This is a genomic window from Guptibacillus hwajinpoensis (genome assembly GCF_005144865.1).
Lineage (GTDB): Bacteria > Bacillota > Bacilli > Bacillales > Guptibacillaceae > Guptibacillus > Guptibacillus hwajinpoensis_A.
Genome location: NZ_SWFM01000002.1, coordinates 607,805 through 626,626, shown reverse-complemented (window position 1 = coordinate 626,626; position 18,822 = coordinate 607,805). Strand labels below are relative to the sequence as shown.

Below are 18,822 nucleotides of genomic sequence, written 5' to 3'. Positions count from 1 at the left end.
TTATAAAAATCCCCCTTTTAATTTGTGAAAACCTGCCAATCGCCCCTCCTTAAGCAATATATTATTATAATAATTCACTATTTTCAGTTTAATTTGAAAATATAAGGTAGTCAATCAATAAATGTAAAAATTGTGAAATATTTTTGATATTTTGTAGATAATTTAGGGCTTTTGTCCATAAAAGCCTAATAATGGAAGGTGATATTTGGCCTATAAACGACAAAAACGCCAGTGTTTGAACTGACGTCTTCAACAACTATTCTATTGTTCTAGCAATCGATCAATAGACCATGCTTTCTCTGGTGAGATGGCTTGTGGGCCACCTAGAATCCGGTAGTCTTTGATGCTCTGATTTGTTAAATAGCGAACTGACTTTTCCAGAGGTTCAGTATACCTCGTAGGATGAAGCAAAACGATAGCGTCACCTGACAATGACGCAGCAGCTCCACCTGTTAAAGCATCCGGGAACTTAAGACCTGTAGCAAAATATGTCTTCTTACTCGTTGAAGATGCCCCGAAACGCAGCAGTACTTTAAAATTCGTATCATAACGGTCCTCTCCTCCTATTCGTTCAAGCTCTTTTGAAGGAATAGAAGTATAGGAAGCGTCACTAACCACTTCTTTACCACCTATTACGTATGCTCTTTCCGGGACATTTTTATTAAGGTAAGTTTTTGTTTCCTTTGGTAAAGTACTTTGCTTTGTAAAAAGAACGGGTGCTCCGAATCTTGCCGCAAATGATGAAATTGAGAGCGCGTCTGGAAATTTTTCTCCAGACACAACGAATGCTTGATCCAAATTATCACCATTGACAAGGCTCGCAATTTCAGTTGCAGTCTCGTACCGATTTGCACCACCAATGCGAAGTGTGTTGATTCCAGCTGATTTAATCTCATTTGATATCTTTTCTGGTATAGCATTTCTGCCACCTATGACAAATACGTGATCAGCATGTAATCTTTTTAATTCAGTTAACACTTCAGAAGATACACCAGTCTTTTTCGTTAACAATATCGGACTTCCAAGTTTAGAAGCCAGTGGAGAAGCAGCGAGACTATCAGGAAATTCGTCGGACCTTGCAAGGATTACAAATTTACCACTAATCCTTTCCCCCTCTATATCCAAGGTTTGTTCCTCTAACTTGTTCCAGTTACTTTTAGCGATTTCAACAGCTGTTTCGATAGCTGTGTTTCCGTATATCCGGTTATACTCGGTAATGCCTTGTACAGCTGAATCGACATTCAATAGTCCACTTCCAAGAGAATAACTCGGATTGACCGGATCAGCCGTCTCTTTCATGAGTTTAATGGTTTGCTTACTCGTTAAATAAGGGGCAGATTCATTTATCAACACTGCTGATGATGTTGCAATTGGTGCAGCCATGCTCGTTCCTTTATCAAAAGCATATGTACCATTTAACGATGTACTATAGATGTCAGTTCCTGGCGTTGCAAGATCAACGAGTGACCCGTAATTGGAAAAGGAAGCTTTCTCGTTTGTTCCTGTTTCTACAGCAGCAACGGCTAGAACATCAGGATATGCTGCAGGATAAACGACGGACGATTCATTATCATTCCCCGCAGCCCCAACGACTAGAATATCTTCTGCTGCAGCTTCTTCGATGACGGTTCTTAATGCATATGAATGGTTGTAGCTTCCTAGACTTAAGTTAATAACATCTGCATCATGATCAATCGCGTACCGTATTCCTTGTACAACGCTTGATAAATCACCTTTTCCGTTTTCAGTAACCTTAATCGGCATAATTGATGTTCCTCGAGATGGAGAAACAATTCCTAGATTGTTGTTTGTTTCTGCTGCTATAAGTCCTGTCACTCTAGTTCCATGACCGTCAACATCCTGAGCTGGTTTTTTAGGTGTTACTAAGTTAACACCGTCTACTATATTTGCCTTCAGATCTGGATGAGTTAAATCAACTCCCGAATCAATAACAGCAACAGTCTGGGTGCTTTTCTTAGTAGATGCTAGATTCCAACTCTTCGATAAATGGATTTGATTGATCCAGGTTTTCTGGTAAGTGAAGAATGGATCATTTGGTTCAGAGCCCCCCATAAGGAAGACCGGCTGATCTTTTTCAACATGTTTAACCTCTTTCTTTGAAATAAGGAGGTCAATCGTTTCTTCCACTTCCGTTTCTGGTACCTCAATCACATCCACTTTCGATGGCTGTTCAAATGTACGAGATGGACTTTTGGTAGTTTCGTATGTAACGAGTAGACGTTCCGTGTTTTTATCTGTTTCCGCTTCAAAAACCTCAGGGTTTAATGAAAAAAAGAAACTCAAAAGAAATAAAAATAGAATATGTTTAGACTTCAGTTGTGACACCTCTCCCGTGGTTTGTTACTTATTCATTATTACGAGTATATAACGAATTTTTCGACAAATCACTAGAATAGTATCACATTAGAGGTTAGAAAAATATGGTGAAATGTATCGATTTATTAGAAAAGGTTTTGAAATAGATGACTGAAGGATTAGACGCGTTCATGAAGGAGGTATTGCTGCTGTTGCTGAAGAGTTTGAAGTTTTTCTTCGAGGATGTGCTGTTCTTTTCGCATGCTTCCAATAATCTGAATCAAATTAGTAATCATATTTTCTACTCGCTCAAGTCGATCTTCCTGCAATTTTTGTCACCTCCTTTTCATTTCCATCATTCTACCATATAATGATCTGTATAGTTCGAAAATTCATTCGACAAAGACCTGTTGGGAAACCTGTCTAGAAAAAGGGACTTAAAACGCCAAAAAACGATGTGTATTTCCCAACCTCAAAACTATTCTCTTTTCTGTGAATTTTTAGTAAACTGTAATCAAATAGTTCTAGGAGAAAGGGAGCAAAGAATGATAGGGGCAAAAATTCGTTACTTTAGACAAATGAAAGGCATCACGCAAGAACAACTTGCTTCCGGGATCTGTTCTATTCCATATTTAAGCAAAATTGAACACGGACTTGCCCAGCCGAGTGAAGAACTTGTCGAGCACTTGTGTAAAGAACTGGGTGTTTCTCTTGATCAAGTCGACGATGAGGATAAAATTACTGAAGTTACAAACAAACTTCAAGAATGGTATAGGGAGATGAGGATCAGAGACTTTGAGCAAGTAGAAAAAAAGAAACTGTTATTAGAACAAGAGTTTCAATCAATCGAAAACCCTTCTCTGTTAACTACTTACCTTCTTTATCAATTCCGATACCACATCCTTAAACAAGAACTAGATAAGTCTAACACGCTACTTGAACAACTTTACGTTGTACAAGAAAGTCTTAACCATCAATTGGAGTTCTACTACCATTACTTCTTAGGACTATACTATTATCAATTAAAGAAGTTTGCTGAGTCTCTTGAAGCATACAAAAAGGCAGAAAAACTTAGTAAAACAATGAGTTTAGATATAGGAGAAATAAGCGAATTCTATTATCAAAAAGCTCTTGTACACGGAAGACTATATCAAGTTGCATTATCGAATAATCATGCCGTTAAAGCCCTTGCTTTATTTAATCAGGAATATAATTTTAAAAGAAGTGCCGATATTGAGGTTCTTTTAGGAATTAATAATTTTAGAATATTGAACTACGAGGAAGCTACTAATCATTTAAAAAATGCTTTAAAGTATGCTGAATCTTTCAATGCTAAATTTCTTAAAAGTATCGTCTTTCATAACCTTGGTTTAGTTTCAGCGGCAATGGGATTATCCATAGAAGCATTGGATTATTACAAATCTGGATTGCAATGCATTTCCGAAAATTCATCTGAAGACATTGTCCAAACTATATATCTAATAGCTATTGAATATAACAAGTTAGATAAGGTAGATGAAGCAAAGAAATGGCTAACTCAAGGTTTAGAACAAGCCCTTGAAAATGAAGTAATTAATTACGTTTACCATTTCAAGATTTTAGATCATCAAGTTAAACAGTCTTTTAACAGTGAATACGAATCCTTATTAAAAGATGAGGCTATTCCTTACTTTCAAGAGAAACAATCGTGGAAGTACGTTACTGATTATTGTGAAAAACTAGCAGACTATTTTAATCATCACTCACATTACAAAAATGCTAGTTACTTTTATAGACTGGCCAATGATGCCAGAAAAAAAATTATCAATTAAGGGAGAGTTTAAAATGAAAAAAATCACTATCGGTTTAGCTACAGTTTTCACGTTGGCTGCATTTACTGTTGTTGGAACAAACCACGAGAAATTTCCAGAGTCTATTGATGCTCCAACAATAAACCATGAAAAGTTTCCTGAATCCATTGGAACACCAACAACAGACCATGAGAAATTTCCAGAATCCATCGGTACACCATCAGAGCAAGTAAACCTATAACACATTTAAGAGAGGAACAATTTCCTCTCTTTTTTATTTGCCCTCCCTTCCCTTATAACGCTATAATACTGGTCATAAGTTCACTAACAGAACAGGAGCGTGTGCTGACATGGCATTTTATATGTTTGATGTTGATGGAGTTCTAACAGATGAGAATGCTAGACCTGATCACGATGCGGTGAAGATGATTGAGAAATTAGCAGAAGATGGACATGTTATCTCATTTGTGACAGGACGATCAAGAGGATGGCTTGGGGACAATTTATTCCCTCTTTTCAGAAGCGATTTAGATTGGTCTTCGCTTTATTGCGTATCAGAGCATGGTGCTATTAAAGGCCGCGGGACTGACATTTCTTCATGGAATCTTGATGACCATTATGTTGTATCAGATCACGTCAAAGAGAAGTTATACAATGTAAGCCAAAAAGACGAATACAACGGTTTAATTCAATGGGATCAAACAAAGGAATCGATGGGAACGGTAGAAGCAATTCATGGCGATCCGGGTGACAAAGACCACTTAAATAAAACACGCCAGGCTCTCCGTGACTACGCAGACGATGTTGAATCGATTGCAACGAATTCTGGTAATAAAACAGTTGTTTCCACATATGGCGTAGACGTTATTCATCCAGACTTATCTAAAAAAATTGGTGCGAAATGGATTCTAGAGGAGATATCGAAACCAGAAGAAGTATTTGTTTTCGGGGATAGTGGCGGTGATATGGTCATGGCAGTAACGGCAAGAGATCATGGACTTTCCAATATTACATTTCACTGGGTTGGTGAAGGTGATGAACCTCATGAAGAGAACATCACGACCGTATCCAGTTCTAATCCTTACTCAGAAGGCACAAAAGATTTATTGAAAAAGCACATTGGCTCTTAAGCCAATGTGCTTTTTCATTAAGCCATCTCAATCGGACTATTATTATCTAGTGATCGATAGCATGCTTCAATTGCTTTCAAGTTGTTAACCGTTGCTTCACCTGAATAGGAAGGTGTCTCCCCAGTCGCAATACACTGAGCGAAATGATCAATCATTAACGTATACTGTTCTCCATTAACCGTTTCTTCTCTCACTTCGCCTTCACTAGTTGTCACTTGAACAATGCCGCTAGCTCCAGGTGCATCTGGACGATATGCATATGGAACTTTAATACTTCCTTTTGTTCCAAGTACTTCGTACATATTGCTCATCTGTCGCTCAAAGCTACAGTCGAATGAAGCTGTAACGCCGTTCGCAAATGTTAAAATACCTGCTGCAGACATGTCGACGCCTACTTCTGCAGGTACATTTCCTTCTACATATACCTTGGTCGGTTCATTTCCAAGAATGTGACGAGAAGAGTGAATGCAATAACACCCTACATCCCAGATGCTACCTCCACCCAGTTCACGGTTTAAGCGAATATTCTCTGGTCTATCGCCTAAAAAGAACGAAAAGGTAGAGCGCATGTGTTTGACATCACCAATTTCACCTGAAGCAATCACATCTCTCACTACATTGTGCTGTGGATGAAATTGATACATAAAGGCTTCCATGAAGGTGACTCCATTATCTTCACAGGCTTGTACCATCTCCATCGCATCTTCAACTGTAATAGCAGCAGGCTTTTCACATAAAACATGTTTCCCTTTTCTAGCTGCCTCAATTGTCCACTTCTTATGTAATGTGTTTGGGAGTGGAATATAGACTGCATCAATTGAGTCATCCTCAAGCATTGCTTCATAGCTATCATGAAACCTTTTAATTCCCATTTCTTCTGCAAACTCTTTCGCGCGTCCGCTACCACTTGCCACACTTACTACCTTAGCATGATCAGAATTCGTTATTGCTGGAATCACTGCTTTTCTAGCAATATTCGCTGTACCCATAATTCCAAATCTCAGTTCCAATTCCATCTCTCCTTCCGCTATCTTTCATTCATACTAGCATGATTTAATCTTTATAATGTTCTCATATGCTAGATTTATCTTCCTTTTTCATCTACCCCCAACTCCGGTTTCACTAAACCGAAACATTAAGTAATCCCTTTAATCCCCCCTTTTGATTATAAGGATAATAAGAGCCGGACCCATTCCCTGGGACCGGCTCTTTTCATTAGTCGACGAATCGTCTAATCACTTCAATTAATTCAGGACGGATATGTTTCTCCAGGTTTCTGATTTGCGCTTCGTTGCGGTATTTCTTCTCGATGATGTCTCTTTGTTTGCTATTTTCAAGCATCCAGTGTAACCAATTGAGGTCATCAGTTTCTTCAAATGCCTCTTCATTTTCATACTTATGGTGTAAATCCTTCAATAAATGCCCGAGACTCTTCTCCGGGTGTTCATTCCAATAAGTTCGTAAAGCATCGCAAAGAATTTCAATTTCCTGCTTCTCGTGCACGACATCACATCCTTATTCATTCGCTAATGTTATCTCTGAGTAGCCTTTACTATTCTAGAAATACTCATAGCTGTTTTTTTATTATTTATTACATAATAACATAAACACCTCCCACTCATTTCCTTATGGGAGGTGTTTCTAATCTATTTCGCTAATTTACTCACTCGATCTTCTATTGGTTTACTAATGGCAGCCTCTCCGCCAAGGAAATAGAATTCTCTACTTAACGTTGACTCGAGATACTGCTCTACTTCGGTTGAAAGAGTATTTTGCTTTGTTAAAATAACTGGTGCTCCCATTGCTGCTGCAAAAGGTGATCCAGGTAAGGCATCAATGAAGACATCACCATTTGCAAAAAAGACACCTTTGTTCTCAAAATCAAACGTCTGTGCAATTCTCACGCTTGTTTCATAGCGGTTTGCTCCAGCTACACGATCAACAGTAGAAGAAGTAGCAAGCTGATCTCTAACCGCGTTGGATACTGCATTCTCTCCACCGATAATCGTGGTTTTAACAGGATTCGCCGCAGTCATATAGTCTGCTGTTGCGCCACTTAACTTCTCAGTTGCAGTTAAAACAATCGGAATTTGCTTTGATGCCGCGTAAGGAGCGATGGAAAGAGCGTCCGGAGACTTTCCATCACCTGTTGTTACAAATATCTGATTGCTATTCCCAATTTCATTCGCAACAGCAACAGATGTTTCATAGCGGTTTGCTCCACTGATTCGATCGATTTTTGCAATATAACCTTTAGTTGTAAGCTGCTTGTAAACCTCTTCTGAAATAGCTGCTGGTCCCCCAAGAATATACACTTTTTCTGGCTTTAAGCGATCTAATTCTGCCTCAACGACAGAAGGAAGTTTGTTACTTGTCGTTAATAACAAAGGCGCATTGTGCTTTTTAGCAAGTACACTACCCGTTAGAGCATCTACAGATAAGTCTCCTCTACCAAGAACGACAACATCCGAAGCTTGTTTCCATCCTGCTTTTGAGATCTCAACACTTGTTTCATAACGATTATTGCCAGCAAGTCTATTAATAAAGCTTGAATTTACTTCAGTGACTAAATCTGTCCCTGGATAGTAGAATGATAGAATTTGATCATGAGTACGTCCTTCTTTTGACTGCTGATATGCGCCGTATTGGCTCATACCAATTCCATGGCCATACCCACTACCAGAAACAACAAAAGAGTCACCTTTGTCTTGGATATTCTTTACATATGGACTCTTCATAATTGTAGTTCCAACCATGAAACGAATATTGTAAGAAGAGTCCTGTATTGTCATTGTATGTTTCTTCAACTCACCATTTGAGTCAAATACAAAACCATCTTTGTTTTTAAGGAAATAGTTAATTGTCATACTACCCTTTAATACCTCATCTGATTTAAATGGTGGAAGGGTAAATGATATATTCGAAATATCGGTAATCTTAATTTCATCCGTTTTTCCAATTTTACTTTTAGAAGTAAGCCACGTTTTAATATTCTTAATTTCAGTTACGTTTGAACTTAGTTCAGAAACGTTTGCCCACCATGTTTCTGGCTTTTTCAAGTCTAGTTTATTCGCATCAATTTGTTGCTTCCCAAGCGTATACTCCCAATAGTCATATCTGGTGACCATTTTTTCATCATACGGATCGGCTTTAGTTTGTAAATAAGGAATTAACTTACTTCCCCAGGAGTTTGTATTCGACATAACCATACCGCCGTTAGTTGAAGAATAGAAAGCACCTATGTATTTATTGTCGTACTTTAGAACTTGACCAGCCGTATCATCAATGGCCTCATTTGTCGTTGCGTACCAATCATAACCTTTGTAAACCTGACTTGATTGACTATCTGTCAACGAGTCTTTGCGTGGTAAAGCAAACGTTCTTGCTGCAACTACTTGAGCTTTTAACGCTTCCATTCCCCCATTGTTCCCCCAATAAGCTGGCATTTCACTTGGAACTACGCCTTTCAAGTACTCTTCCATCGAAAGCGTATTAACAGGTCGAATGTAATTTCCTTCTACTTTAAATTCCATCCCCCCGAGGTATCGCTTGCCCCCAAGTTCTACGTAGCTGTCCATTGCGTTGGTAACTGTAGGTACTAACTTCATCGAACTTCCAAAATCTTTTAGCTTCGAGTCGCCCATGTAAAGAACAACATTACTACCTTCAGCCTTAACATGGTATTGATCTAAACGATTGCTGTCCAATACAATTTCGCTACCCTCAATTTGATAGCTTCCATACACATTGAATGACAAGGAATTACTATTCTTGATATAATTCACAAGTTTAACAGAAACAGTATCCCCCGCTGCTTGAACGCCATGCATCGACAAAGAAAATGCTAGAATGCCAACCAAAAGTGACGTAAAAATCTTCAAATCCCTTTTCCCCCTATACTTTTTTAAAGAAAATTTTAGATATATTCTCCCTTTTTAACACTTTAGCATAAATTTGCCATAAAATAGCTCTCATTTTGCTAATCTTATAAAAATAAAATAGAAGACCTATGAACATTGTCGAAACCATAGGATATTTTTACTATAAAAGTATTGCAGATTCAATTTGATGCACAAACCAAAAAAACTCTCCATTAATGGAGAGTTTTTGCTGAATAACATTTTTGCCATATGCTATATAAAATTAACCCGTGGAGGCTCCCTATCAAATCAACAAATACGTCCATAACTAAAGACGTTCTACCTGGAATAAAAGCCTGCACAAATTCATCTGTAACAGCAAACGCGCAAACAATCGTAAAAACAAATATTGGTTTAAGGAAAGAAGATTTTGTAAGAGGAAAATAGAGTAGAAAGATTGTTAGGAAACTATAAACAAAGAAGTGGCCTAGTTTTCGAATGATAAAATGCGTTAATCCTAGCTCGCCATTGTTGATGACGCTGAGTGTAAGTGGACCATAGTGAAATCCCTTCGCTTTGACAACAGAAGTAAACAACTTCACTAAAAAAGGTGAAGGCTCATGACCGACTAATGTCAGCATGGCTACAGTCGATAGAAATAGCCCAATGCATAGCCAGCATCTTACCATCACTGTCACGAACATAGATACACTCGTCATCATTCCCCCTCCTTTCAAAGCAATTCAAGTATTGCCTAAAAGAAAGGGTGTTATTCAGCTGTTTTCAGCCATGCTTTTTAACTGAAGGGCTCTTTTTTCTAGAAGTTCTTTCATGTATTTCTTCAAAAACAGAACGTTAGCAATTGAGCCTAGTACACCAAATGGGGCTTTATAAATAAACTGATCAATCATAAGAGTCACTTGTCCCATGTCTTCGAAACGGTGTGTATGTACAAAAGACTTAAAAGCACCAGAGACCATTTCATCAATAAACCAATCAGGTTTGTGCATAGCCGTTATTTCAGCAGTTAGACGTTGCTTTATTCCAAAATGAACGGCTTCCCATGTAACGGAATCACCGTTCTCCATTACCCCTGTTGTTACTCCATCTACAGCTCGTTCCTTTGTCTCCTCGGTACTTTTCATATGCGCTTCAACATTTCTCGCATAATCAAAGCACGTTTCTATAGGAGCTTCTATAAAGGTCTCAAGATAAATAACAGGCATTTTTTTCACTCTCCTATGTCAAATATCCCTATTTACTTCCATTAATTTGAATAAAAGCAGGCTATAAAGATTATTTCTTATAATTCGACAAGAAGAACTATATCTATTCAAGAAAGCAGCCGATAATAGAAATAATAGGTCAAATCGTTTCTTAATTTACTTGAAATTATATCAGAAAATAACAGTTACAATGAGACTGCGCGAAAACGGAGGAGCAGGGTACAATGAAGAGAAATTGGAGAACACCTGAACAAATCCAATTCCAGAAAAAACGCAAGGAAAAGGTCCTTTTCCTTGCCATTCCGATCTTTTCAATCATACTTGGTGTTCTAATTGCTATTATTTCGAATCAGGGTATTTAATAAGGTTGTTGTTTGTTAAAGATATTTTGTATTAAAAATTCACCCAACAAAGTTGATTGTAGCGGAAGGTGCTCGACTTCTGCGGGACTAGCGAAACAGGTGAGACCCCACAGGCGCGCCTAAAGCGCGACGAGGAGGCTCACCGCCCCACCGCGGAAAGCGAGCATCCTGAAGTGGAAACCGTCCACTTCTCTTATAGGAACATAGTCTACAAAAATAGCCTATAGAAAAGAGTCTTTATTAGCAAAACTTATTGCTCCAATTTAGGGGCAGTTACTTCTTTATGTTTGCTTCGCTTGTATTCTGATTCGGCATTAGGAAGACTTTCTACCGGGGTTTGATTATTTGTTATCGCTGCATGTGGTTGCGCTTTACGTTTCTTCATAAAAACGACCTCCCTTCACACCTTAGTTTGAACTTACTTTGTGCTTTCATGTGCAAAATAAAAATATCTAAATTTTCTGTAAACTATGCCCGTAATTTAAAATCCACATACGAATTGGCTATAATAGTGGAAATTCATTCATAAATTTAGGGGGGGAAGATTCATGGAAGAATCAATCATTCACCTTACATCATTTTCTGAGTCTCGTTACAGAGAGTTGATTTATGAATTTGAAATGAAACTTGGTCGAAACCTTCAAGAAAATGAATACCATTTAATCGAATTCATCATAGAGCGAGAGCTGTTAACCCAGGAATAAACGACTGCTCGCTTAAGAGGACGATGGGCCATTATTGGCCCATCGTCCTCTTTTTTCTATCCCAAAATCCTGTAAGAAAACAAAGCATCACATGCACGCCAGCTTTCACAGTTGCTTCCCTTGTATCTAATCGTGGATCAAGACAAACAATATCCATTGCCGCAGCTTTTGGCGATTGCCCTGCAAGAAATACAGCTTCAAAAAGTTCATCCGTCCTCATCCCACCTGGTGTTGAGGCTGGAGCGCCAGGTGCATAGGCCGTATCAAGGACGTCCATATCAACAGTTACATAAATGACATCAACGTTCTGATTCAATGCGTCGATCGATTCCTTCACCGTTCTTGAAATTCCATTTCTTCGCATTTCGTTCATCGTTCGATAGGTAATACCTACTGCATCAGCATATTCCTTCAGTGACCGACTATTGAAAAACCCGTGTAGACCAAGGGTATGAATATGTTTTCCTTCCACAATACCTTCTTCAATTAGAAGGCGCATTGGTGTACCATTCGTTGGGCCTTGGTCAAGAGGACGCAAATCAAAGTGCGTATCAAACTGTAATATACCGATCGTCTGCTCAGGATGTGCACGTTTCCACCCCTGAATAAGACGAGCGGTAACGGAATGATCTCCACCAACGCACACAGGTAAAGCGTGAGGATGGTTACTTCTTATTGCATACATTGCTTCACTAATGGAACGATGAGATTGTGCGATATCAGTAATAGACTGTTTTACATCTCCTAAATCAACGATTTGCATATCATCTAAATCAATATTTGATTCAATCTGATATGTGGAGAAATATTTCCAAGCGCTTCTCATTGCGTTTGGAGCTTCGCTAGCTGCAGATGCAGAGATTGATGAACGTGAAAGTGGAACACCTAGAAGAACGGCATCATATTTCTCCAAACTGTAATTACCAGACGTCGGTAACGTTTGAATCCATTCACTCACATTTTTCTCCCTTTTTTCATCCTCTTTTCGATAAACAGCAAAAGGCCTATCAAGCATTGGATAAGGATATTGACTCATATCAACATCCCTTCCCTTACTCGTACGACTCCATTCTTAATGACTCGTTCTACATGGTTTTCTCCAAAGTGGTAATGAAGATGATGATGTGTTGGAACGGAAAACAGAAGAAGATCTGCTTTTTTTCCAACCTCAATACTTCCAATATCGCTCCCTCTGTTAATCGCATGTGCAGCATTAATTGTCACAGCTACAAGAACTTCAGCAGGCGTCATTCCCATTTGCAAACAACCAAAATTCATCATCAGGGCTGTCGAAACGGTTGGTGATGAACCAGGGTTACAATCAGTTGAAAGGGCGACAGGTACACCGCGATCGATCATCCTTCTCGCATTCGCCATCTTCTTCTGTAGAAAGAAGGCTGTCCCAGGGAGTAGAACAGCTACTACTCCTGCTGTTGCCATTTGATCCATACCTGCTTCAGAAGCACATAGTAAATGATCCGCAGAAACTGCTCCGAGCTCTGCCGCTAGCTCCGCTCCACCATATGACTCCAATTCATCTGCATGAATTTTAGGAGAGAGACCAAGACGCCTTCCTGCCTCTAACACACGTCGTGATTGTTCAACTGTAAAGACGCCCTTCTCACAAAAGACATCATTGAATTCTGCTAATCCTTCTGCAGCAATGACCGGCATTACGTCTTTAATTAAATAAGTAATAAACTCCTCTGGAGCTGCTTTGTAAGATGACGGAACAGCATGTGCTCCCATAAATGTACTAACAAGATCTAGAGCGTGCTTTTGATTTAATTCACGAGCAACTTCAAGCTGTTTTTTCTCATTTTCAAGGTCAAGACCATAACCACTTTTGGCTTCGACTGTCGTTACACCCTGCTTCATTAACCGATCAAGACGTTCGTAGCTTTGCTCATATAATAGCTGATGACTTGCTAACCTTGTCTGCTCAGTCGTCGCATAGATCCCTCCACCTGCGTGCATGATGTCCAAATACGAAGCACCTTTTAATCTCATCGCAAATTCCTGTTCCCTAGACCCAGCAAAGACAAGATGCGTATGAGGATCGACAAATCCTGGTGTCACAAGCTTTCCTCTTGCGTCTATTACATCTGCTTCACTTGTTAATTGAGGAAACCGTTGCTTCAGTTCAGATGTTTTGCCGACTGCTAGTATCGTTCCGTTATCAATTAACACACTTCCGTTCTGGATAAGCGATAAATCTGATTCGACAGGCTTCACTAAAGGAGCAGAAGACGATCCTTTAAGAGTAATCAACTCATTCGCATCTTGTAGAAAAAGCGGTTTTTTCATCGGGCTCCCTCCTAATCAAGCGATGGCATATCGATCCCATTTTCCTGTGCGAACTTAATCGCTGTAGGGTAGCCCGCATCCGCATGCCGGACGACACCCATTCCGGGATCGGTCGTTAGTACTCGATTTAACCTCTCTTCTGCTGACTTCGTACCATCAGCTACGATGACCATACCCGCATGAAGCGAATACCCCATCCCCACACCTCCGCCATGATGGAATGAGATCCAGCTAGCTCCACCTACTGCGTTAACAAGTGCGTTTAAAATTGGCCAGTCTGCAACCGCATCGGTTCCATCAAGCATATTCTCCGTTTCACGGTTCGGTGATGCTACTGATCCAGCGTCAAGATGATCACGACCAATAACTATTGGAGCAGCTAATTCTCCTGAAGCAACCATGTCGTTAATAATTGTTCCGAATCTGGCTCGTTCTCCGTATCCTAGCCAGCAAATCCTAGCTGGAAGTCCTTGAAAAGCGATTTTTTTCTGTGCCATCTTAATCCAGTGGCACAGATGCTCGTTTTCCTTAAATTCCATAAGCATTCGCTCATCAATTTTTCGAATATCCTCTTCGTCACCAGAAAGAGCGACCCAGCGGAATGGTCCTTTGCCTTCACAGAACTGCGGCCTAATGTATTCAGGTACAAAACCTTTAATAGAAAAAGCATTAAGAACGCCTTGATCATATGCAACTTGACGAATATTATTGCCATAATCAAAAGCGATTGAGCCTTTTTCCTGCATCTCTAGCATCGCTTTCACATGGATCGCCATGCTCTCATTTGAACGTTTACAGTATTCCTCCGGAGAAACTGTTCTTAACCGACTTGCTTCTTCCACATTAAAACCTGATGGAATATAGCCATTAAGCGGATCATGAGCTGATGTTTGATCGGTTACAATGTCTGGTAAGACTCCTTTTCTCAAGAGTTCTGGAAGTAGATCGGCCGCATTACCAGGAACGCCAATTGATAAGGCTACTCCGGCATCTTTTGCCTGATTCGCTTCCTTTATTGCCTCATCCAAATCTTCAATCATTTTATCAAGATAATTGGTATCAATTCTTTTTTGTATTCGAAGTGGATCGGCTTCAATACAAAGACTAACGCCACCATTTAGAGAAACGGCTAGCGGTTGTGCCCCACCCATGCCACCGAGTCCTGACGTTAGTGTAAGTGTTCCCTTCAGCGTCCCATTGAAATGCTGTCTTGCACATTCCGCAAACGTTTCGTACGTTCCTTGCACAATTCCCTGACTGCCAATATAGATCCAACTACCTGCCGTCATTTGTCCATACATCATGAGACCCTTGCGATCTAATTCGTGAAAATGTTCCCACGTTGCGCGTGAAGGGACAAGATTCGAATTAGCTATGAGAACGCGGGGAGCTTGTGAGTGTGTTCGAAAAATCGCGACAGGTTTCCCTGATTGGATAAGGAGCGTTTCATCTGATTCAAGCCTTTTCAGAGATTGAACAATGTTCTCGAACGCTTGCCAGTTTCGCGCCGCTTTCCCTATCCCTCCATAGACAACAAGTTCCTCTGGTCGCTCAGCAACATTCTCATGCAAATTATTTAATAACATTCGCAACGCGGCTTCTTGCTCCCATCCTTTAGTATGAAGTTCCTTACCAGTATAAGAATGATTGATTACATATCGTTCATAAGTTCCTGACACACCTACACCTCATTTCAATTGAAGTTAGATATTGGGAAACAACGTTTACAAAACCTAAATATAATAAAGCAAATTAAACTCATTTTCCCAATGTACACCCCCATAAAAATGCGCTATACTAGTGATTGAAGTCATTTTTCGACAATTTTTACAAATATATGTCCTTTATTCAAAACAACAAATATGCAAATCGTACGAGAATGGCAAAATCATTGAAAAGTGATGACGCAAAGCTAAAGGGACTTCGCGGACACAATCACCGAAAGTCAGCCAGTTGCCGAATACGGCCTCCACTGCGATCTATGCAAAAACCAGGGGGAAATGATATGAAAGGTACATGGTTAACACCTGAAGAAATCCAATATAGAAGACAGCGCAAAGAGAAGATGATTTATCTTCTTTTACCTGTCTCCGCAATAGTAATTGGAGCAGTTATTGCTTTTCTCACTCAGATGACATATTAAAGATAACCGCTGGAGAGCTCAAAACGGCTCTCCTCTTTTAATGCATTTAAACGCATTGATTATAAGAACATTTTGAAATATTCAGATACTTCATATTTCTACGCAGAACGTATCCAATCCTTTTTTCTCCATTTTTCATTTACCACGACAAAAAAAGAAAGCCCTAACGAGGACCTTCCCTTATGCTCTATTTTGGATAACTCTGCTTATTGGTAAACGACTTATACAACCGTTTACTCCAAGCGAGTAGAAGACGAATGACTAAATATACAAGAAATAGGACGATAAATCCTTGAAGGCCAATGACAGCATCAGCAAATTCCATATTTCCTCTACCTGTAATCTTCTGTTGAATTTCGATCGCAAACACGACGACTAGCAGAACTGTTATCGTATAAATAAATGAAATAGCTGTTATGCTCCATTTTGAAAGAACACGAAACAGATATTGAACGACAATGAATCCTCCCATTCCCAGTAAACCAATAACCCAGAAATGCAGCTGCTTATCGGTGACGTTGAACCCAAGACCATACATAATGGTTATAACAATGTCATGAAGTTCATTGACTATAGCAACGATAAACTTTATAATCTCTCCCATTTTCCACGTTCCTTTTCATTTGACTAACTCTATTCTAGACAGGTAACGAGATTGTAGCAATAGCAGGATTTAACAAAAAAAGAAGCGTACATCGCTTCTCAAGTTTTATTTCTTCACCGCTCATTAATATAATCTTCGTTGTTAACAGGGACCTTTGTCATATCCATTCCACAATACGGACAAATCCACTCTCCCTGATAATTGCTGCTATAGGAAGGCTTTTTACATTTTTCACACGTTTTCTCTACCATACTCCCACTCCATTCGGTGGCATTCTTCATTACTAGTATTTATTTTAGAATGCAATTCGTAAGTCAACAAACATATTTTACCAGAGTGAACGATTAATTCAAGTACCAATATTCTGAATTAATGAGTAAAATATACTATTCGTGTGATCGCTTACTTTTGTTAAAATCTGTCCGATTCATTTAAAATGGTTCTTTTCGTAGACCTTTTTGCTATAAAAGTAGAGGTTGATTTCCACTATAAGCTGCTCGCTTTCCGCGGAGAGGTACGCTTGAGTCGCAGGAGTAGAGCAACTTCTGCTCCAATCAACTTTGAAGTGGTGTTCTCTTTAGAAAAATCTTTTTAAAAGGCTCTTTTCTAAAAGATTTTTGTTTTTGAAACGATTTTTGTATAAAAAACCACACTTCGCGATTGGAGCGGAAGGATACTCGACTCCTGCGGGACTAGCGGGACAGGTGAGACCCCACAGGAGCGTTAGCGACGAGGAGGCTCACCGCCCGCACCAAGGAAAGCGAGTATCCTGGAGCGGAAATAATCGCAATAGCAACAATATGAACTAACATAGCCTAAAAAAAGCAGGCATTACCTGCTTCTTTATCTCGTATTCTTTGAAGTTGTTACAAAGCGATTTTCAATTACTGGTCGTCCAATCGAAATGTAATGAATGGGGTACTTTGCTACTTCCTCTAATGAATAACAGTTCCTTCCATCAATCACAATAGGAGATGTCATAAGGGTTGTATATGTTATTAAATCGATTGACTTAATAACATCCCATTCTGTGATGATAAGAGCAACATCTGCACCACGTATCGTTTCTTCAATCGTTTCTTTAAATTGAACTTCTACTGGTAGAAATGTTCTAGCATTTGGAATTGCAATTGGATCGAAAGCGACTACATCAGCTCCTTGATTCACAAGTTCTTGTGCAATTGGAATGGATGCAGCTTCTCGCATATCGTCTGTGTTTGGTTTAAATGCAAGACCAAGTAACGCGATTCTCTTACCACTGAAATCACCAACCGCCGCTCTTGCTCTTTGAACTAATTTCATTCGCTGTGAATTGTTTACTTCAATCACAGACTTTAGGAGCCTGAAATCATGCTCGTTATTTCCAGCGATTTGAACTAATGCATTTGTATCTTTCGGAAAACACGAGCCACCATAGCCAATTCCCGCTTTTAGAAATTTGTCCCCTATGCGGTTATCTTTGCCCATACCAGAAGCAACATCTTCAACATTTGCACCTACTTTTTCACAGATAGCGGAAATTTCGTTAATAAAGCTAATTTTTGTAGCAAGAAAAGCATTTGAGGCATATTTAATCATTTCAGCACTTTTCAAGTCTGTGTGATAGATTGGAAGACCAAATGGAGCATTAATCTTGTCTAAGATTTCTTTTGCTTCATTGTTTTCAGTTCCAATCACAATCCGATCTCCATGGAACGTATCATAAACAGCAGAGCCTTCTCTCAAAAATTCAGGATTTGAGACGATTGTAACCTTTATCTTCTTAGGTGCTGCTTCTTCAATGACTGTCTTAATCCAATGATTTGTTCCTACTGGCACGGTACTTTTCGTGACAACAATAGTATCTTTCTTGAGCGAGCGAGCAATATCGTGTGATGCTTGTTCAATATACTGCAGATCTGACGTTCCATCAGGAAGTTGTGGTGTGCCAACCGCTATATAAATGACATTTGCTGAAGAGAAATTAAGCTGAGTTGTAAAAGATAACTGTCCTGCCTGAACATTTTTCTTCATCAAATCTTCTAATTCAGGTTCATAAATGGGGGATACTCCACTTGTCATCATCGCCACTTTCTCTTCATCAATATCGATACAAGTGACGTGATGTCCTATTTCAGCCAAACTAACCCCAGTCACAAGCCCTACATAACCGGTTCCAATAACAGAAATCTGCATTAAAATTCTCCCTTCGTTTGCATCTATACTTTAGGCTCTTATCTAAAAGATTGTTGTTTTTCAAGAGGGGTTTGTATAAAAAGCCACATTAAGCTGATTGGAGCGGAAGGTGCTCGACTCCTGCGGGATTAGCGGGACAGGTGAGACCCCACAGGCGCGACCTTCAGCGCCGAGGAGGCTCACCGCCCGCCCCGCGGAAAGCGAG

At 39.5% G+C, this 18,822-nt stretch carries 19 protein-coding genes and 1 riboswitch; of the genes, 6 read left to right on the top strand and 13 right to left on the bottom strand.

What is annotated here, in order from left to right; translation table 11 throughout:
• Positions 1-261: 261 nt before the first annotated feature.
• The gene (locus FBF83_RS10185; protein WP_136947037.1) at positions 262-2,346 is read right to left on the bottom strand and encodes a cell wall-binding repeat-containing protein; all 2,085 of its coding nucleotides are present in this window, start codon (positions 2,344-2,346) and stop codon (positions 262-264) included.
• A 149-nt stretch (positions 2,347-2,495) separates the two neighbouring features.
• Positions 2,496-2,645, bottom strand: coding sequence for a hypothetical protein (locus tag FBF83_RS20865; protein WP_169525343.1), 150 nt, complete (start codon positions 2,643-2,645; stop codon positions 2,496-2,498).
• Positions 2,646-2,861: 216 nt separating this feature from the next.
• On the opposite strand from FBF83_RS20865, the gene FBF83_RS10180 reads away from it, so the two are divergent.
• The 3 genes from FBF83_RS10180 (at position 2,862) to FBF83_RS10170 (ending at position 5,236) form a co-directional block, all read left to right on the top strand.
• Positions 2,862-4,127 (top strand): helix-turn-helix domain-containing protein, encoded by a 1,266-nt coding sequence (locus FBF83_RS10180; protein WP_169525341.1) that lies wholly within the window; start codon positions 2,862-2,864, stop codon positions 4,125-4,127.
• Between the two features lie 13 nt (positions 4,128-4,140).
• Positions 4,141-4,347 (top strand): hypothetical protein, encoded by a 207-nt coding sequence (locus tag FBF83_RS10175; protein WP_136947035.1) that lies wholly within the window; start codon positions 4,141-4,143, stop codon positions 4,345-4,347.
• Between the two features lie 109 nt (positions 4,348-4,456).
• The gene (locus FBF83_RS10170) at positions 4,457-5,236 is read left to right on the top strand and encodes an HAD family hydrolase (protein WP_136947034.1); all 780 of its coding nucleotides are present in this window, start codon (positions 4,457-4,459) and stop codon (positions 5,234-5,236) included.
• Positions 5,237-5,253: 17 nt separating this feature from the next.
• Here the strand turns inward: FBF83_RS10170 and FBF83_RS10165 are convergent, their stop codons facing one another.
• The 5 genes from FBF83_RS10165 to FBF83_RS10145 all read right to left on the bottom strand — a co-directional run bounded on the left by FBF83_RS10165 (position 5,254) and on the right by FBF83_RS10145 (position 10,322).
• On the bottom strand, positions 5,254-6,252 hold the full coding sequence (locus tag FBF83_RS10165; RefSeq protein WP_136947033.1) for a Gfo/Idh/MocA family protein: 999 nt from the start codon (positions 6,250-6,252) through the stop codon (positions 5,254-5,256).
• Between the two features lie 199 nt (positions 6,253-6,451).
• A complete protein-coding gene (locus FBF83_RS10160) occupies positions 6,452-6,739 on the bottom strand; it encodes a hypothetical protein (RefSeq protein ID WP_136947032.1) in 288 nt (95 codons plus the stop codon).
• Positions 6,740-6,882: 143 nt separating this feature from the next.
• Positions 6,883-9,117, bottom strand: a complete 2,235-nt coding sequence (locus FBF83_RS10155; protein ID WP_136947031.1) for a SpoIID/LytB domain-containing protein — start codon at positions 9,115-9,117, stop codon at positions 6,883-6,885.
• Between the two features lie 212 nt (positions 9,118-9,329).
• Positions 9,330-9,815, bottom strand: coding sequence for a VanZ family protein (locus FBF83_RS10150; RefSeq protein ID WP_169525339.1), 486 nt, complete (start codon positions 9,813-9,815; stop codon positions 9,330-9,332).
• Positions 9,816-9,869: 54 nt separating this feature from the next.
• Positions 9,870-10,322: an SRPBCC family protein gene (locus FBF83_RS10145; protein ID WP_136947029.1), complete on the bottom strand. Its 453-nt coding sequence runs from the start codon at positions 10,320-10,322 to the stop codon at positions 9,870-9,872.
• 224 nt (positions 10,323-10,546) lie between these two features.
• Here FBF83_RS10145 and FBF83_RS20860 point away from each other — a divergent pair, with 224 nt between their 5' ends.
• The gene (locus FBF83_RS20860; RefSeq protein WP_169525336.1) at positions 10,547-10,684 is read left to right on the top strand and encodes a hypothetical protein; all 138 of its coding nucleotides are present in this window, start codon (positions 10,547-10,549) and stop codon (positions 10,682-10,684) included.
• A 250-nt stretch (positions 10,685-10,934) separates the two neighbouring features.
• On the opposite strand, the gene FBF83_RS21285 is transcribed toward FBF83_RS20860, so the two are convergent.
• Entirely contained in the window at positions 10,935-11,069 is a 135-nt protein-coding gene (locus FBF83_RS21285; protein WP_255436017.1) for a hypothetical protein, read from the bottom strand.
• A 163-nt stretch (positions 11,070-11,232) separates the two neighbouring features.
• Between FBF83_RS21285 and FBF83_RS20855 the strand changes: the two genes are divergently transcribed.
• On the top strand, positions 11,233-11,388 hold the full coding sequence (locus tag FBF83_RS20855) for a hypothetical protein (protein ID WP_169525334.1): 156 nt from the start codon (positions 11,233-11,235) through the stop codon (positions 11,386-11,388).
• A gap of 31 nt (positions 11,389-11,419) precedes the next feature.
• On the opposite strand, the gene hutG is transcribed toward FBF83_RS20855, so the two are convergent.
• Genes hutG through hutU form a run of 3 tightly spaced genes read right to left on the bottom strand, consistent with a single transcriptional unit; the run spans position 11,420 to position 15,374 of the window.
• Entirely contained in the window at positions 11,420-12,424 is a 1,005-nt protein-coding gene (gene hutG, locus FBF83_RS10140; RefSeq protein ID WP_136947028.1) for a formimidoylglutamase, read from the bottom strand.
• On the bottom strand, positions 12,421-13,695 hold the full coding sequence (gene hutI, locus FBF83_RS10135; protein WP_136947027.1) for an imidazolonepropionase: 1,275 nt from the start codon (positions 13,693-13,695) through the stop codon (positions 12,421-12,423). The genes hutG and hutI overlap by 4 nt, the downstream gene beginning before the upstream one ends.
• Before the next feature lie 11 nt (positions 13,696-13,706).
• A complete protein-coding gene (hutU, locus tag FBF83_RS10130) occupies positions 13,707-15,374 on the bottom strand; it encodes a urocanate hydratase (RefSeq protein WP_420875124.1) in 1,668 nt (555 codons plus the stop codon).
• A 192-nt stretch (positions 15,375-15,566) separates the two neighbouring features.
• A riboswitch (cyclic di-GMP riboswitch) is annotated at positions 15,567-15,656 on the top strand.
• Between the two features lie 44 nt (positions 15,657-15,700).
• On the opposite strand from hutU, the gene FBF83_RS20850 reads away from it, so the two are divergent.
• The gene (locus tag FBF83_RS20850) at positions 15,701-15,838 is read left to right on the top strand and encodes a hypothetical protein (RefSeq protein ID WP_169525331.1); all 138 of its coding nucleotides are present in this window, start codon (positions 15,701-15,703) and stop codon (positions 15,836-15,838) included.
• Between the two features lie 187 nt (positions 15,839-16,025).
• Here FBF83_RS20850 and FBF83_RS10125 read toward each other — a convergent pair whose 3' ends face one another.
• Positions 16,026-16,442, bottom strand: coding sequence for a hypothetical protein (locus tag FBF83_RS10125; protein ID WP_136947026.1), 417 nt, complete (start codon positions 16,440-16,442; stop codon positions 16,026-16,028).
• Between the two features lie 843 nt (positions 16,443-17,285).
• Positions 17,286-18,617 (bottom strand): UDP-glucose dehydrogenase family protein, encoded by a 1,332-nt coding sequence (locus tag FBF83_RS10120; protein WP_136947025.1) that lies wholly within the window; start codon positions 18,615-18,617, stop codon positions 17,286-17,288.
• Positions 18,618-18,822 lie beyond the last annotated feature (205 nt).

Bases quoted from the DNA above. Each gene is read 5' to 3' on its own strand.
- FBF83_RS10180 (WP_169525341.1), top strand. From the start codon at position 2,862: ATGATAGGGGCAAAAATTCGTTACTTTAGACAAATGAAAGGCATCACG.
- FBF83_RS10175 (WP_136947035.1), top strand. From the start codon at position 4,141: ATGAAAAAAATCACTATCGGTTTAGCTACAGTTTTCACGTTGGCTGCA.
- FBF83_RS10170 (WP_136947034.1), top strand. From the start codon at position 4,457: ATGGCATTTTATATGTTTGATGTTGATGGAGTTCTAACAGATGAGAAT.
- FBF83_RS10165 (WP_136947033.1), bottom strand. From the start codon at position 6,252: ATGGAATTGGAACTGAGATTTGGAATTATGGGTACAGCGAATATTGCT.
- FBF83_RS10150 (WP_169525339.1), bottom strand. From the start codon at position 9,815: ATGACGAGTGTATCTATGTTCGTGACAGTGATGGTAAGATGCTGGCTA.
- FBF83_RS10145 (WP_136947029.1), bottom strand. From the start codon at position 10,322: ATGCCTGTTATTTATCTTGAGACCTTTATAGAAGCTCCTATAGAAACG.
- FBF83_RS20860 (WP_169525336.1), top strand. From the start codon at position 10,547: ATGAAGAGAAATTGGAGAACACCTGAACAAATCCAATTCCAGAAAAAA.
- FBF83_RS21285 (WP_255436017.1), bottom strand. From the start codon at position 11,069: ATGAAGAAACGTAAAGCGCAACCACATGCAGCGATAACAAATAATCAA.
- FBF83_RS20855 (WP_169525334.1), top strand. From the start codon at position 11,233: ATGGAAGAATCAATCATTCACCTTACATCATTTTCTGAGTCTCGTTAC.
- hutG (WP_136947028.1), bottom strand. From the start codon at position 12,424: ATGAGTCAATATCCTTATCCAATGCTTGATAGGCCTTTTGCTGTTTAT.
- hutI (WP_136947027.1), bottom strand. From the start codon at position 13,695: ATGAAAAAACCGCTTTTTCTACAAGATGCGAATGAGTTGATTACTCTT.
- FBF83_RS20850 (WP_169525331.1), top strand. From the start codon at position 15,701: ATGAAAGGTACATGGTTAACACCTGAAGAAATCCAATATAGAAGACAG.
- FBF83_RS10125 (WP_136947026.1), bottom strand. From the start codon at position 16,442: ATGGGAGAGATTATAAAGTTTATCGTTGCTATAGTCAATGAACTTCAT.
- FBF83_RS10120 (WP_136947025.1), bottom strand. From the start codon at position 18,617: ATGCAGATTTCTGTTATTGGAACCGGTTATGTAGGGCTTGTGACTGGG.